Annotated in this window: 12 protein-coding genes and 1 pseudogene; all 13 read left to right on the forward strand. The window is 49.9% G+C overall.

Annotated features, from left to right (window positions below; genetic code table 11):
- Nucleotides 1-157: 157 nt before the first annotated feature.
- The gene (locus tag H7995_RS06835) at nt 158-646 is read left to right on the forward strand and encodes a hypothetical protein (RefSeq protein ID WP_166589946.1); all 489 of its coding nucleotides are present in this window, start codon (nt 158-160) and stop codon (nt 644-646) included.
- 183 nt (nt 647-829) lie between these two features.
- Nucleotides 830-1,066: pseudogene (locus H7995_RS06840) on the forward strand (arsenical resistance protein ArsH); the annotation flags it as partial.
- Nucleotides 1,067-1,979: 913 nt separating this feature from the next.
- Nucleotides 1,980-2,771 (forward strand): ABC transporter permease, encoded by a 792-nt coding sequence (locus tag H7995_RS06845; RefSeq protein ID WP_244647650.1) that lies wholly within the window; start codon nt 1,980-1,982, stop codon nt 2,769-2,771.
- 10 nt (nt 2,772-2,781) lie between these two features.
- Entirely contained in the window at nt 2,782-3,435 is a 654-nt protein-coding gene (locus H7995_RS06850) for an ATP-binding cassette domain-containing protein (protein ID WP_166589948.1), read from the forward strand.
- Nucleotides 3,436-3,483: 48 nt separating this feature from the next.
- Nucleotides 3,484-4,590, forward strand: coding sequence for a KpsE/RkpR family capsule polysaccharide export protein (locus tag H7995_RS06855; RefSeq protein ID WP_166589949.1), 1,107 nt, complete (start codon nt 3,484-3,486; stop codon nt 4,588-4,590).
- The gene (locus H7995_RS06860) at nt 4,583-5,674 is read left to right on the forward strand and encodes a polysaccharide biosynthesis/export family protein (RefSeq protein ID WP_166589950.1); all 1,092 of its coding nucleotides are present in this window, start codon (nt 4,583-4,585) and stop codon (nt 5,672-5,674) included. The genes H7995_RS06855 and H7995_RS06860 overlap by 8 nt, the downstream gene beginning before the upstream one ends.
- 33 nt (nt 5,675-5,707) lie before the next feature.
- Nucleotides 5,708-7,132: a mannose-1-phosphate guanylyltransferase/mannose-6-phosphate isomerase gene (locus H7995_RS06865; RefSeq protein WP_166589951.1), complete on the forward strand. Its 1,425-nt coding sequence runs from the start codon at nt 5,708-5,710 to the stop codon at nt 7,130-7,132.
- 36 nt (nt 7,133-7,168) lie between these two features.
- Complete coding sequence (locus H7995_RS06870; RefSeq protein WP_166589952.1) at nt 7,169-10,057, forward strand: glycosyltransferase; 2,889 nt, start codon at nt 7,169-7,171, stop codon at nt 10,055-10,057.
- Nucleotides 10,058-10,067: 10 nt separating this feature from the next.
- On the forward strand, nt 10,068-11,216 hold the full coding sequence (locus H7995_RS06875) for a glycosyltransferase family 61 protein (RefSeq protein ID WP_166589953.1): 1,149 nt from the start codon (nt 10,068-10,070) through the stop codon (nt 11,214-11,216).
- A 28-nt stretch (nt 11,217-11,244) separates the two neighbouring features.
- A complete protein-coding gene (locus H7995_RS06880; RefSeq protein ID WP_166589954.1) occupies nt 11,245-11,964 on the forward strand; it encodes a glycosyltransferase family 2 protein in 720 nt (239 codons plus the stop codon).
- Nucleotides 11,965-11,987: 23 nt separating this feature from the next.
- Nucleotides 11,988-12,356, forward strand: coding sequence for an HAD family hydrolase (locus tag H7995_RS06885; RefSeq protein ID WP_185818155.1), 369 nt, complete (start codon nt 11,988-11,990; stop codon nt 12,354-12,356).
- A gap of 173 nt (nt 12,357-12,529) precedes the next feature.
- Nucleotides 12,530-13,930 (forward strand): phosphotransferase family protein, encoded by a 1,401-nt coding sequence (locus H7995_RS06890; protein WP_206684489.1) that lies wholly within the window; start codon nt 12,530-12,532, stop codon nt 13,928-13,930.
- A gap of 10 nt (nt 13,931-13,940) precedes the next feature.
- The gene (gene kdsA, locus H7995_RS06895) at nt 13,941-14,804 is read left to right on the forward strand and encodes a 3-deoxy-8-phosphooctulonate synthase (RefSeq protein ID WP_166589957.1); all 864 of its coding nucleotides are present in this window, start codon (nt 13,941-13,943) and stop codon (nt 14,802-14,804) included.
- Nucleotides 14,805-14,815 lie beyond the last annotated feature (11 nt).

Here is a 14,815-nt window from a genome sequence, read left to right on the forward strand (position 1 = left end):
GAACATCCAATGGGCCTATTGTGAGGGCTGGCAGCGCATGAGCAGAAGACATTCTTCTCCAACCCGCATCAAGGGAGTGCCGGCGACTGGCAATCACTCGGCCAAGTGCAGTACCTTGAAAACGCAGACCACTCTGAACACACGATAGGGAATCGAAATGAGCAAGGCAGACGAACTCGCCACGAAACTGAAGCAAAAACAAAAAACCCGTGTGGACGCCGAGGCCCGCGCCGACCTGGCCATTGAGCACTGGCCAAGCCAGGTCTATGACATGTACCACCAACTGGAAACCTGGTTGGAGCCGCTGACCCACGCCGGCCTCAACATCCGCCGAGTACCGACCCGCGTGTTCGAGCGCCTGCCATCCGGCGAGACCTTCAACTACGCCATCGACCAGTTGCAGATCGAGGGCAACCACAACACCATTACCCTCGACCCCATAGCCCGCTTCACCATCGGCGGTACGGGCCAGGTCGACATCCGTGGCAAAGGCCAGGCGCTGTACATCCGCCGCACCGAGAACGACATGGCCGAGCCCGTATGGCAAATCCAGCCCGTGCCCCGCACCGGACAACCACGCCCCACGCCGGTGGCGCTGGACGAACTGAACTTCCTCTCAGTGATCGAGCAAGGGCTGGAGCTCTGACGCCTCCCACCACTGCACAAGCGCGGGCGACCCACCAAGGTCGCCCTTTTCGTATCAGCCGACGGCGCACCATCGATAAAGATCCACCTCCGCGCTTTACCTTGTATTCGATAATCCATCTGTAGCGCCGGTCATGATCACGGCGTACGCACCATAGAGAAGATGCAATGGCCAGAAAGCCAGGCCGTGATGCAAGTCTCCGGTGGTTCCCTGCCCTCCGCGCCCAAAGCCTTCCTCGAATTCGACGAGCACAACCGCATGAAACCCTCGACGTTCTATGACCGAGTGGTGGATGTGATGGAAGAGTTGGTGAAGTTCATGTTGCTGCTGCGCGATCGAGCGGATCCGGTGGATCGGTATTCGGAGCGTTGGGAGACTGCGCGGGAGTTGAGTGGGCGGGTTAATCAGCGGGGGATTTAGGGACAAGATAGCAATTGGATTAAGCAAATCACCTGCTCGTAGTAGGAGTCAGTATATATAGAGGGCTATTGCTTGAGCGCCAATACGAGTGTCGCCCCTATATTCGGTCCATCACTGCACCCGTATTACTCGCCAAGACTGCGCAAGCACACTCCGCGCCTCTGAAAGCCCCAGGATAGAGAAACGACAACCGCAATGGTACAAGCGTCCCAACTTCACTTAAGACATATCAGCATTTCAATTGCACAGAGACTTGAATGCCCAGCCGGACTACAGCTGCAAATCGCCTCCCCCCTCCGATAAATCAATCCCTCCCGGACGCGGGCTGCCTGGGTGATCGAATCATCGAATCGACCCGATGACTGATCGAGCAGACTGCCAAAATGATGCAATGAACCAGGCTCCCACGATGGTCAGCGGGCACCATCACAGGCCAGGAATTCGGGAATTTTTCCGCTTGCACGACCATATGAATCAAGCTTGTTCGCGGTAGACGTATCCAATCCTCCACCGCAGCTGTAAACAATGCCTCTAATGAGTTGATGTATATAAAGCTCACTCACCCTTGTACAAGTTCCAAGCCCGGTACAAATAATTGCGAACAACAGCCAGGTAGTAGCCTAGTGATATCACCGAAGGGCCTAATATCAAACTGTCATTTGTCGGACCTATGCTGATTCAATACAGGCTACATCTGAGGCGGACGTAAGAATTATGCGCAGGGAATAGGACTGTGAATGTAGGAAATAGAGAAGGATTCTTACTTGACGCTAAGACCGCCCAGCGATTAATCTCCCGCCCTTAGAGCACGGAAGCCGCCCAAATCCCCATATCAGCGCGCGGGACCCGGGCATTTCCTGAAATGAATTCACCGGCGCGCCCAATCGCGCCGCTTTGCTGTGCGGTAAATATCTTGAAGCCTCGCTCCTCCTTCCAGATTCAAAAATCGGTCATCTTTGCCCTGGTGCTACGCGAAGCCCGAGCCCGTTTTGGTGAGCGGCGCATGGGGGCGGTTTGGACGCTGATCGAGCCGATCTGCCATCTACTAATTTTTACCCTTCTGTTCTCGCTGATTCGTGGCCGCACCGTGGCAGGCGTTGATTATCCGGTGTTTGTCCTCGTAGGCATGGCCCCCTTCCTGCTCTACCGCAACATTGCACTTCGCCTAATGGACAGCCTGCGAGAGAACCGGTCGTTATTTGCCTATAAACAGATCAAACCACTGGACACATACGTAGCGCGCGCGCTGGTGGAAGCCTGCATCAGCGCTACGGTCTATGCCATTCTACTGTTCGGCTTTGCCTGGTTTGGTTTTGACATGACGGTAAGCGATCCAATCCAGTGGGCGGCGACCCTGGGCTTGGGACTGTGCTTTGCCTTTGGTCTGGGCATGTTGCTCGCACTGATAACCCATGCCATGCCTAGCCTCAAGCTCGTCGTACGCATGGCATTTTTTCCACTGTACTTCATCTCAGGCGTACTGATGCCCGCGGCCTACCTGCCGCAAGCGATGATGCCATTGTTGCTGCTCAATCCGTTCCTACATTTGGTCGAATTGATTCGCGCCGAAGTTCTGCCCCACTACACCCCAGTTGATGGCGTCTCTGAAGCGTATGTAATTACGTTCACGGTGGTTTTGCTGTTCATTGCCTTGGGCAGTTACCGCGCCCGTCGTTTGCACCTGATTTCCACGAAGAACGGATGAGTACAGGCCCGTGTTCGAGCTTAAGAACGTCACCAAATCCTACCTAACCCCCAAAGGGCGTCGGTATGTGTTTCGCAACCTGTCGCTGTCCATTCCGCCAGATAAAAATATTGGTCTTATCGGCCGAAACGGTGCGGGCAAGTCAACACTGATGCGCCTGCTAGGCGGTGCCGACATCCCAGACTCAGGCTCCATCGTGACCGACAAAAGCATTTCCTGGCCTGTGGGTTTGTCGGGAGGTTTTCAAGGCAGCATGACCGGCCGAGACAACATAAAGTTCGTCTCGCGGATCTACGGAGCTGAAGGCGAAGCCATGCGCGAGAAGGTTCGTTACGTCCAGGAGTTTGCCGAAATTGGCGACTGGATCGATGAACCGATCAAGACTTACTCATCTGGGATGAGGTCTCGCGTGGCCTTTGGCCTGAGTATGGCTTTTGACTTCGATTACTACCTGATCGACGAAGTAATGTCGGTGGGTGACGCCCAGTTCAAGCGCAAATGCGCAGAAGTATTCCAGCAAAAACTGCAGCAATCGAAAGTCGTACTGGTTTCCCACACCATGCCGGAGATCGAAAAGCTTTGCGACATAGTCTTGCTGGTACGCGATGGCGGCATTCAGATCTACGAAGACGTCGCCGAAGGCATCAAGGCCTATAACACCTGATAACCCCCTTATATAGCAGCACCGTTCCACTTCAAGGATGCATCACATATGAGCAGTACGGGTAAACTCAAGGGCTGGCGCCTGGCAATCGGTCTGGTGATCCTGCCACTGGCCTTGGCAGCCATTTACTACGGCGTGTTCGCCACTGACCGCTACGTCAGCTCCGCCCAGGTAGTCGTCCGCCAGGACGGTGGCAATCAAGGCGCTGCAGTGCCGGGGCTGGCTACTCTACTCACCGGCACCAACCCGGCCTCCCGGGAGGAAACCCTCTACTTGCGTGAATACATTGTGTCGATGGACATGATGCTGCTGCTCGAAGAGCGCCTGCACTGGGTCGAACAGTACGCCGCCCAGCGCAGCGACATCTTCTTCTGGCTGAACAAGGACGCAGAGCGCGAAGACCTGCTCAAGTACTACCAGCGCATGGTTTCAGCTCACTACGACGAAACCACCGGCCTGCTGCGGGTTGAGGTGCAAGCTTTTACCCCGGAACTCTCGGAACAGATGCTGCGCACCATCCTCGAGGCCAGCGAGCACTTCGTCAACGAAGTCAGCCACAGCATTGCCCGTGAGCAAATGACCTTTGCCAAAGGCGAGCTGGAAACCGCGCGGATCAATTACGCCGAGCGCAAGACAGAACTGCTGGACTTCCAGAACGTAAACAAAGTACTGGACGGTGCCAACACCGCACAGAGCCGCGCCACCATCATTGCCGACCTGGAAAGCCAGTACACCAAAGAGCAGGCGATCCTCACCGAAATGCAGTTCAAGCTGCGCCCTGACTCGCCTCAAGTGAAACAGCAAAAGCAAAAGGTCAATGCCATCACCCAGCAACTGGCCAAGGAAAAACGCCTGCTGGTCTCGTCACCGGGCGGCTCACAACTGAACGTCGTTGCCTCGCGCTTCCAGCAATTGACACTGGACGCCGGCATTGCCGAAGAAAGCTACAAGACCGCGGTAGCCGCCCTCGACAATGCCCGCATCGAGGCCAGCAAGAAGATCCGCACCCTGGTCACCGTAGTCAGCCCGAACACGCCACAACTCGCCCTGTACCCAGAGCGCTTGTATAACCTGGCAACGATCTTGCTTGGCCTGCTCATGCTGTACGGCATTACCCGCTTCATCCTGGCTTCGATCGAGGATCATCGTGATTAAATCCCTTGCTGTCCCACCAAAATTCAAACTGAAGCTGGCGGCGCTGGCCCTGGCAAGCCTGGGCCTGGCCGGATGCGGCGGCACATTGTCGGGCGCAGGCCCGTACAAGGGTGATATCGAAACCAAGAATGAGTCTTACAACCTGGTCGAAATCAACGCCAACACCATCGGCCCGTACATGCGTGGCGCCGTGCGTCCGGTGCAAGCCTCCATCGCCAAGCCAGTTGCGCCCTCCGCGCGCCTGATGGCGGGAGACATCCTGAACGTACTGATCACCGACAACGCTCCAGAAGGTTCGGCATTGTTTGCCCCGCTCTCCAGCGGCGGCACCCAACTGAAGACCCGCATTGATGACCAGGGCATGATCTCCCTGCCTTACGTGGGTCGTCAGTTCGTCGCCGGCATGACCCTCAACCAGGTTGAGGAGATGATCCGCAAGCAACTCAAGGGCGTGACCACCGACGTGCAGACCCATGTCGAACTGGTGGGCGACCTGTCGGGTTCGGTACTGGTAGCCGGCGCCGTCAAATCCCCCGGTCGATTCAGCACCTTGCAGGGCCCCCTGACCTTGTTGGATGCGGTTAACCAAGCGGGTGGCCCGGTGATGGAGCCGCACCTGGTAAACGTCACCGTGCGCACCGGCAGCCAGGTACAGCAGTTCAACTACGAAGACGTACTGGCCGGCAACAACATGGTGCTGCGTCCAAACTCGGAAGTTGTCCTGGACCGTGCCCGCCAACGCTTCGTTGCCATGGGTGCTGTCGGCGAACCCGGCCTCAAGGACCTGCCAGCGCAAAACACCAGCTTGCTCGATGCACTGGGCAGCGTCGGCGGCCTGAGAGAAGCCAATGCCAACCCGGAAGGTGTGTTTGTTTTTCGCATGGGCGAAGGAACCAATCCGAAACCCACGGTCCTACGTCTGGACATGCGTGACCCGGCAGCCGTTTTCTACGCCCGCCAGATCATGATCAAACCAGACGACACCATTTACGTAACCAACGCAGCGATCTACGAATGGCAAAAGGTTATCTCGCCAGTCGTGCAGACCATGCTGTTGGGTCGCGCCACAGGCGCATACAAGTAACTCTTTCAACTTGATCAGCGATAGGGAAATTACATGATCCCGGTAATTCTTTCCGGCGGCTCCGGCTCCCGACTTTGGCCTCTTTCTCGTGCTATGCACCCGAAGCAGTTCCTCACACTCAGTGGCGACCAGTCACTGTTCCAGAGCACGCTTTCGCGTCTTGCTGGCATTCAGGATGGACCACTGACACCCATTGTGGTCAGCAATGAAGATCATCGCTTCCTGGTTGCCGAACAGTGCCGTGCGCTAAATATCAATCCACAGGCCATTTTGCTTGAGCCCATCGGTCGTAACACTGCGCCTGCTATCGCCGCCGCGGTTGTTAAGGCACTCGCTACCGGCAAGGATGAATTGCTGCTGGTACTGCCTGCCGACCACGTCTTTGATGATCTGGACGCGCTGCGCGAAGCTTTCGAAAAAGGCGCTCCGGCAGCCCGTGACGGCCGAATCGTGACCTTCGGGATCGTGCCAAACAAAGCAGAAACCGGTTACGGCTACATCCGTGTCGCTGATAAGTCCAACGAAATTCAGCCTGTTCAAGCGTTTGTCGAAAAGCCCGACCTCGCCACCGCGGAGCAGTATGTGGCCGACGGCCGCTATTACTGGAACAGCGGCATGTTCCTGTTCCAGGCGTCGAGCATGCTCGCCCAGTTGCGCGAGCACGCTCCTCAAGTGCTGGCAGCGGTAGAAGCTGCACTGAGCAATGCCAAAGAAGACATGGATTTCACCCGCCTCGACATGCTGAGTTTCGCGGCCGCTGAAAACATCTCGATCGACTATGCCGTGATGGAGCGCTCCGACCAAGTATCGGTGGTGCCTCTGGATGCTGGCTGGAACGACGTGGGCTCGTGGTCGGCGGTCTGGGAGATCGCAGACAAAGACGCGCAAGGTAATGCCTCTCGTGGCGACGTCATGCTTGAATCCACCAGCAATGCCTATGTTCACGCTGAACATCGTATGGTGACAGTCCTGGGACTCGATGACGTGATCGTGGTGGAAACCGCAGACGCCGTGATGGTCGCCGCCAAAGACAAGTCCCAAGACGTCAAGCTCCTGGTTGATCGCATCAAGCAGAGCGCTCGCACTGAGGCAACCAACCATCGCAAGGTATATCGTCCATGGGGTGCCTACGACTCCATCGATAACGGACCTCGCTACCAGGTGAAGCGCATCACTGTTTCCCCAGGACAGAAACTCTCGGTGCAGATGCACCATCACCGAGCAGAACATTGGATAGTCGTTACCGGCACAGCAAAAGTTTCTTTAGGGGATAAAGAACTACTACTGACTGAAAATCAATCGACCTACATTCCGGTGGGCATTGTGCATGCCCTTGAAAACCCGGGGAAAATACCACTCGAAATGATTGAAGTTCAATCAGGCACGTATCTCGGTGAAGATGACATTGTACGATTTGAAGATCGTTACGGCCGTCTAGTCGCCGAAAAAGCCTGCTGACCTGCCTGAAACTTAGCGACTAACGTTGACCAAAAAATGAAAACTCTGAAAAAAATCCTAGTCCTCGCCCCAGAAATTCCATTTCCAGTATTTAAAGGCAACCAAAGCAGAATTGATCAGACACTAAAAGTACTGATTGAAGCTGGACACGAAGTATCTATTGCCGTCCTAAATAGCAATCAGGAGAAGCGCGCTTCAGTTGATATCCAAAACGATCTGAAAAGCGCATATCCTCAACTCAAAGAAATCGGAATTAGGCGCCACCCTAAGTTCTCCCCATCAAAACCTAACCTTCTATCCAAAATCAATATCTTTCAGAAAAATAATCTAATTTCTGATGCCGAGTCGTGCCCTGACAACTTCAAAAAACTTGTCGGCGAGATGATAAGAAAAAACAAGCCCACTCACATTCTTACGAACTATGTAAAACTTGATCGCGCAATACCATCAAGCTATCGCGGCACTAAAATTGTCGACACTCACGATATTCAAACGAACATTTTGAGAGCAGCAATTAATGCTGGGACCAACAAACGAAAAGTCGACGTCGACACGTTTGAGATGCACGAGTTTGAACTTCTGAAAAAGTACGAGTACATCATATCCATCAACTCTAACGAAACAAAACAGATACGCCAGAAACTCCCAAATAACAAAGTTTTTACCATCCCAGCTTTCAACGACTTCCAGATCCGGCAAAATCATGGAAACAAAAAGTACGATATTTTGTTCGTAGGCTCTGCTTCGCCGTTTAACGCGGAGGGAATAAAACTATTCATTCAAAAATCTTTCCCCGCGATAAAGAAGGCCTATCCAAAAGTAACTTTAGCCATTGCCGGCGACGTAAGTAACGTAGGATCAGTTCGCTCTCTTAACGGACCGAATATCGTTTACCTTGGAAGAGTTCCAAACCTTTCTTCGACCTATGCTGATTCAAGTATTGTAGTATCACCCATTATCAGTGGCGCCGGAATGAAGGTGAAGAACATCGAGGCTTTGTCTCATGGCATGCCCATCGTTGCCACTTCTTTCTCAATGGATGGGATCGACGTCACTGATCGTAAAAACGCGCTAATCCAAGACGACTGGAGTGCATTTGCCCGCGCCGTTATTGAACTACTAAAAAATCAGCAACTCCGATCCACAATCGCTGAAGGCGCGTACAATCTTGCTCGCTCCAATTACAGCAAGGATACCGCAAGTAGAAACTATGACGCGATAATCGACAATAATTTCAACTTCACTAATGATGTCGTAGAGAGCTTCACACCCCAGACAAACAGAAATCTAAAAAGAACAAAAGCACTCATTTATAGTACCGATGCCGAGTATCTAATCGGCTACAACATCTCTATCGCAGAAGAACTGAGAAAGCTGGGCGTTTACTCCGAGTTTATCAAAATGGAGTGCACTCGCGAGAACCGTTTCTTAGCAAACGGCTTTTTGGTCCACACTGTAAGGCAAGACATTTCTAAAACCAGGCGACAAGAAATTAGAAAGGAACTGTCAGGTCAGCACAACGAAGACAGTCTAGGAAAAGTGGTAATTCAAGGCATAGATATTTCTGAGGATATCGATGTCTACAGAGAAATGTTTCCGGTACATTTTGCTGGAAAAAAATCAATCGACGTCGTGACTCAGGCACTATTGATACTAGAATCAATTCTTTCTAAAGTTGATAAATTTACGCCAGATTTCTTAATAGGCTGGAATGGGAATGGTCCGCACTTTATATTCCTTATGAAGGTCGCGGCAAAAATCAAAAATCTCCCAATTTTCCACATTGAGCGAGGGCTTCTTCCCGACACACTCGTATTTGACCCTCAAGGTGTTAATTATAAAAGCACTATCGCCGGAAGCTACTTGCCTCTGATCAATAGCGACGAGCGAATTATTGCCGCACAGTATATTAATGATTTCGCATCTCACGGAAAGACAATTGTAGCGACTCAGGCAAGCAACATTTCCAGCCGCAAAGAAATTCTGCAAGAAATCACACTTTCAGAAGATGATTGCTACGTATTTTTTCCTTTACAGATTGAAGGAGACTCTAACATAGTACTTAACTCCCCAATCTATAAAAAAATGCAGCATGTCATAGAAGACCTAATAGAAGTCACAAGAGACCTGAACGTTCATCTCGTTTGCAGACCGCATCCAGAAAACAACATCTCTATAGAAGAACTACGAAGTAGCTATCCGAGCGTAATATTCGATAACAAACTCCACTTGCACTCAGCACTAAAGAACTCTATTGCCAACGTGGTAATTAACTCTACAGTGGGTCTGGAATCGATAATCTTAGGAACTCCAACTATCGCGCTTGGTCACAGCACCTATAGTGGAAAGGGAATCACTTATGATGCATTCCACAAAGATCAAATCAAAGATCATCTTTCAGCAATACTGAAAGGTAGCCATGACTATGTACGCTGCAAACAAAAAACAGAATGTTTAGTCCATCTTTTATTCTCGAGCACGCTATTTAAACTAGCAGAGTCTAAGTCCAATGGTGCGATGCTCAAGTCTACCTTATTGAAGAACGGGGTAATCATCAACGCGGACATGCCTCCTCCGTTACCACCGAAATATGCTCGAAACTACATGAGCAAGAATACGGAGTTCCTCCGAAATCTGCGCAGTGCAGGAAAAATTAAAGTTATCAACAGCCTTGCCGACAACACTACACAATGGCTCAACGGCAGCAACAAACCGTTTGTGACAAACGATTTAATCGTTAAAAAGTTATCAGAACTTACTGATGCAAAAATAGAAATCAACAATGATGCAAGTATTAAACAACTCCAGACAGACAAAAATGATGGACTTGTTATTTACATTAAGAACTCTACCGATCTGAGTGAGCCAGGACGAGGCAGTTCGACGGATAGCTACACACTGGACGAATATTTTTACCTAGCTTAAGAAGGCACAAATGAACAAGCTCGAAGTTAAAAAATCAACAGAATTCGCTTTGGAGCACCACTGCATTTCCACCTTACTCGAAAGCAATGAAAATGGTTTTTTTAAGTACTTCTCAAGAAGTACCATAAGCTTCGATGTCGCAATTATCTCAAAGGGACGGAAGCACTACAAAAATGAAAAAATCGAGCTTCCCGACCTACATATTTGCAAAGTAAAAAATGCCGTCGTGACTGGCAAGTGTGGAGTACTACAAGGTAGCACTCTGATTAAAGATTCTCTTCCGCCATGGATGACTCAAGACAATATTTTTAAAAACAGAGAACTTCTTAAAAGGGCTTATCATTTGGAAGCACCAAATGATAAGGATGAACTATTTACTCATCCGGAAGCTGAATTCGATGAAATCTCTGAGCCCGTCGTTGTACTCGCATCTTGCACCGACAACGCTTTCTCACACTACCTATTCGAAAGCTTCGCGAAGCTTCACATAATGCTGAATGTAGATCTGAATAAATTTAAGTGGGTGGTTTCCTCATCAATAAGAAGCTATCAATTAAATCTTCTGTTGGACGCAGGAATTAAAGCTGAGAATATAATAAAAAAACCTCACAACACCTATCTAAAAGTTCCATTTGCAATCGTAATTGAATCGCCATCGCACAATAATTTGTGGGCAACTCCCGCAAGCTTACTTTTTATGCGCAGTTTTTTCAAAGGTTTGATAAATAAAAACCCAATGATGAAAGCAACAGCCAAACGCATTTATCTCGATCGTGCAGATGAGCGTGCCGCGATGCGCAAAATTGTCAATGAAGTAGAGATAGTTGACATTGCCAAGAAGAATGATTTTTCCAGCTATACACCTGGCGCATTGAGTTTTAGCGGTAAAATAGATGCCATTAGTAACGCGGAATACATTATCGGTCAGTATGGCGGTGGTTTACAGCTATGCTTTTCTGCGCGCCAGGGCTGCAGAATAGTGGTTCTTCAATCGCCTCATTTCTTTAGGGCATTTATTAGTTTCATGTCCGTTTTTTTTGGATTTGAAGTTATCAATATTATGGGACAGTCCACTGCCACCTCAGAACCAAAACATAATAATTCTGAGCTACTCATCGACCAAGCTGACTTCGAAGAGTCACTAACACAAATACTGTAAATTTAAACCGCCGTAAGGACTACTTCCAATGATCATTATTACCATGGCGGGCGCCAGTAGCCGATTCTTCAGAGCAGGCTATAACATCCCAAAATACCAACTCGAAATAAACGGAAAATCTGTTTTCAAGTACTCCGTAGAGTCATTTTCAAATTACTTCAAGACCGAAAACTTCATCTTCGTCATTCGCGACATTTACAACACACGCGAGTTCATTGAGCGCGAAGTACAAGAGCTTGGAATCTCCGAGTACAAGATCTTGACTTTAGAAGGTGAAACTCGGGGTCAGGCCGAAACAGCATACCTTGCTACAACTCAGTACACCGACGACTTCCCAATTTATATTTTTAATATCGATACCTTCCGCCACAACTATATAAAGCCAGAATTCATCGATGATTGCGATGGATACCTTGAAGTATTCCGAGCAGACGGTGAGCACTGGTCGTTTATACTAGCAGACAGTCACGGCAACGTATGCCGCACAACGGAAAAAGATAGAATCTCGGACCTATGCAGTGACGGACTATATTACTTCAAGAGCAAAAAAGATTTCGAAGCCGTTTTCAAAGATGCTCTCGAGCACGGAAAGTCGGTTAAGGGCGAGCTTTACATCGCCCCACTATATAACGAACTAATTTCACGCGGAAAAATCATTAAATACGCAGAAATATCTTTAGACCAAATTGATTTCTGTGGAACACCTGAAGAGTACGAGATTCTGCTAAATAAATTTGGCCAAAACTAATTAAAACCTGGCGGAAGTGTTATATGAAAAGAATTATTATGGACTTGGATGATACTATTTGCTCAACCAAAGACGGCGACTACGCAAAGTCCACGCCGAAGCCAGAAATCATCGCAAAACTCAGGGACTACAAAGCTCTAGGATTTGAGATCATCATTAGCACAAGTAGGAACATGAGGACATACTCCGGCAATGTGGGCAAAATCACCGCCAATACGCTGCCTATTATTCTCGAGTGGCTAAAACAGCATGATGTGCCATATGACGAAATCTATGTGGGTAAGCCGTGGTGCGGCAATGAAGGCTTTTACGTCGACGACAAAGCCATCCGCCCTGATGAGTTTGCTGCTATGAGTCATGAGCAAATTAAATCATTGACGGGCATAAAATAATGATAGTAATCAATTCGGCAGCCTACGTAATCCCAGAGTTCAGGACGGAGTTCGGAAGCATCCCTCCATGCTTACTTCCTATCGGAAATAGAAAACTAATAGAACTCCAAGTTCCATTGCTTCGAAACACTTATGATGAGCGTATAATTGTTTCACTGCCTGACGGCTACGAATTGACGATTGATGAGAAGGCGCTATTTTCTAACTTAGAAATAGAAGTTGCACATGCCCCCACCGGCTTCACGCTGGCGGAAGCACTACTATATGTACTTAATACCATCGGTGACATTTCCTCCCCCAACGAACCACTTCGACTCCTTCATGGGGACACGCTATTAGACTGCATACCTACTGGAAGCGACATTGTAGCAGTTTCTCAAACTGAGTATGACTACAACTGGGAGCATGAAGTTGGCGGGGACGGTTCTCGCGTTGCCTGGTGCGGCTACTTCTCTTTTTCCTCAACAAGAAACTTTATTCGCGCGCTTGCTCTTTCTCAGGGAGACTTTGTTAGAGCAGTAAGGAGCTATTCTGACGAAAACATAGTCACCTTCCCTAAAATTTCCGGGTGGCATGACTTAGGTCACGTGAATACATATTTTGCATCTCGTTCCCAGATAACTACTCAGCGAATATTTAATTCGCTTCGTATTCAAAACGGCACCGTTTGGAAGTCAGGAACTCCTGCAAACAAAATTATTGCCGAGAGTCAGTGGTTCAAAACCCTTCCAGTCTCATTGAAGCGTTACACCCCACAATTAATCGACAGCGGTGTAGATACTGAGACCGGGTCACCTTATTACATGTTGGAATATCTACCATGTAGTCCATTGAACGAAGTTTTCGTCCATGGACGAAACCCCGACTTTTTCTGGCAACGCATTTTTAAATTGATGGGTGAGTTCTTGACGGATGCCCGCCACTGCCTGACAATTTGTGAAAGCGATAATAGTTACAACGAAATACGATTAGACGCTAACGATCTTTACGAAAACAAAACCTATGCCCGCCTTGAAACATACTCCGCAGCCTCAGGAGTTGACTTAAACATTCCAACCGGCTATGGAAAAATCAAACTGCCGAGCTTACGAGATATAGCCGGCGACTGCATAAAAAGAACACTAAGCCTTTCTTTTGTGCCAACAATACTCCACGGGGATTTTTGCTTTAGCAACATTCTATTTGACTCTCGAGGCGGGGCCATAAAAGTTATTGACCCTCGTGGCTTGAATCAAAATCAGGAACTGACCTCACTTGGTGATCAAAAATATGATTTAGCCAAGGCATGTCACTCAGTTATTGGGCTATACGACTACATTATTGCTGGCCGCTATCAAATTGATCGCACCGATAGCTTCTTTCCAACAATCCGATTCCTTGCGGATGAAAGACTATTAAGCATTCAAAGAGCTTTCATGGATAGTGACCTATTGCCAAATATTAGTGTCAAAGAGACTATGCCTCTGACTGTTTTGTTGTTCCTCTCTATGTTGCCACTGCATTCAGATCGCTCCGACCGCCAAGATGCCATGCTGATCAATGCGTTACGGCTCTACACCGAGTATGTGATTTAGCACCGTTTTTATGCCAGTACATGAGGTTTACTCTTTGAAAATCACCCCAACCATCGAATGCTCCAACAACGCCCCCTTCGTCCTGTTCGGCGGCATCAACGTCCTGGAATCCCTGGACCTGGCCCTGACCGCTTGCGCCGAATACGTGCGCGTCACCGAGAAGCTGGGCATTCCTTACGTGTTCAAGGCCAGCTTCGACAAGGCCAACCGCTCTTCGATCCACTCCTACCGCGGTCCAGGCATGGAAGAAGGCCTGCGTATCTTCGAAAAGGTCAAAGCTGAATTCGGCGTGCCGGTGATCACCGACGTCCACGAGATCTATCAGTGCGCTCCGGTTGCCGAAGTCGCCGACGTGCTGCAACTGCCTGCGTTCCTGGCGCGCCAGACCGACCTGGTAGTGGCCCTGGCCAAGACCGGCAAGCCGGTGAACATTAAGAAGCCGCAGTTCCTGAGCCCGTCGCAGATGCAGAACATCGTGCACAAGTTCAAGGAAGCCGGTAACGACCAGTTGATCCTGTGCGACCGCGGCACCTGCCTGGGTTATGACAACCTGGTGGTGGACATGCTCGGTTTTGGCGTGATGAAGCGCACTTGCGAAGACTTGCCGATCATTTTCGACGTGACCCACGCCCTGCAGCAACGCGATCCATCGGGTGCTGCGTCCGGTGGTCGTCGTGAGCAAGTGGTCGAACTGGCGCGTGCTGGCATGGGCGTTGGCCTGGCCGGTCTGTTCCTGGAAGCTCACCCAAATCCGGACCAGGCCAAGTGCGATGGCCCAAGCGCCCTGCCGCTGGACCAACTGGAGCCGTTCCTGGCACAGATCAAGGCCCTGGATGACCTGATCAAATCGTTCGCACCGCTGAACATTGCCTGAAACAGCGGCTC

Origin of the sequence: Pseudomonas kielensis (assembly GCF_014236655.1) — a bacterium.
GTDB lineage: Bacteria > Pseudomonadota > Gammaproteobacteria > Pseudomonadales > Pseudomonadaceae > Aquipseudomonas > Aquipseudomonas kielensis.

Coding starts and splice junctions, on each gene's coding strand:
- H7995_RS06835 (WP_166589946.1), top strand. CDS start 158: ATGAGCAAGGCAGACGAACTCGCCACGAAACTGAAGCAAAAACAAAAA.
- H7995_RS06855 (WP_166589949.1), top strand. CDS start 3,484: ATGAGCAGTACGGGTAAACTCAAGGGCTGGCGCCTGGCAATCGGTCTG.
- H7995_RS06865 (WP_166589951.1), top strand. CDS start 5,708: ATGATCCCGGTAATTCTTTCCGGCGGCTCCGGCTCCCGACTTTGGCCT.
- H7995_RS06870 (WP_166589952.1), top strand. CDS start 7,169: ATGAAAACTCTGAAAAAAATCCTAGTCCTCGCCCCAGAAATTCCATTT.
- H7995_RS06875 (WP_166589953.1), top strand. CDS start 10,068: ATGAACAAGCTCGAAGTTAAAAAATCAACAGAATTCGCTTTGGAGCAC.
- H7995_RS06880 (WP_166589954.1), top strand. CDS start 11,245: ATGATCATTATTACCATGGCGGGCGCCAGTAGCCGATTCTTCAGAGCA.
- H7995_RS06885 (WP_185818155.1), top strand. CDS start 11,988: ATGAAAAGAATTATTATGGACTTGGATGATACTATTTGCTCAACCAAA.
- kdsA (WP_166589957.1), top strand. CDS start 13,941: ATGCCAGTACATGAGGTTTACTCTTTGAAAATCACCCCAACCATCGAA.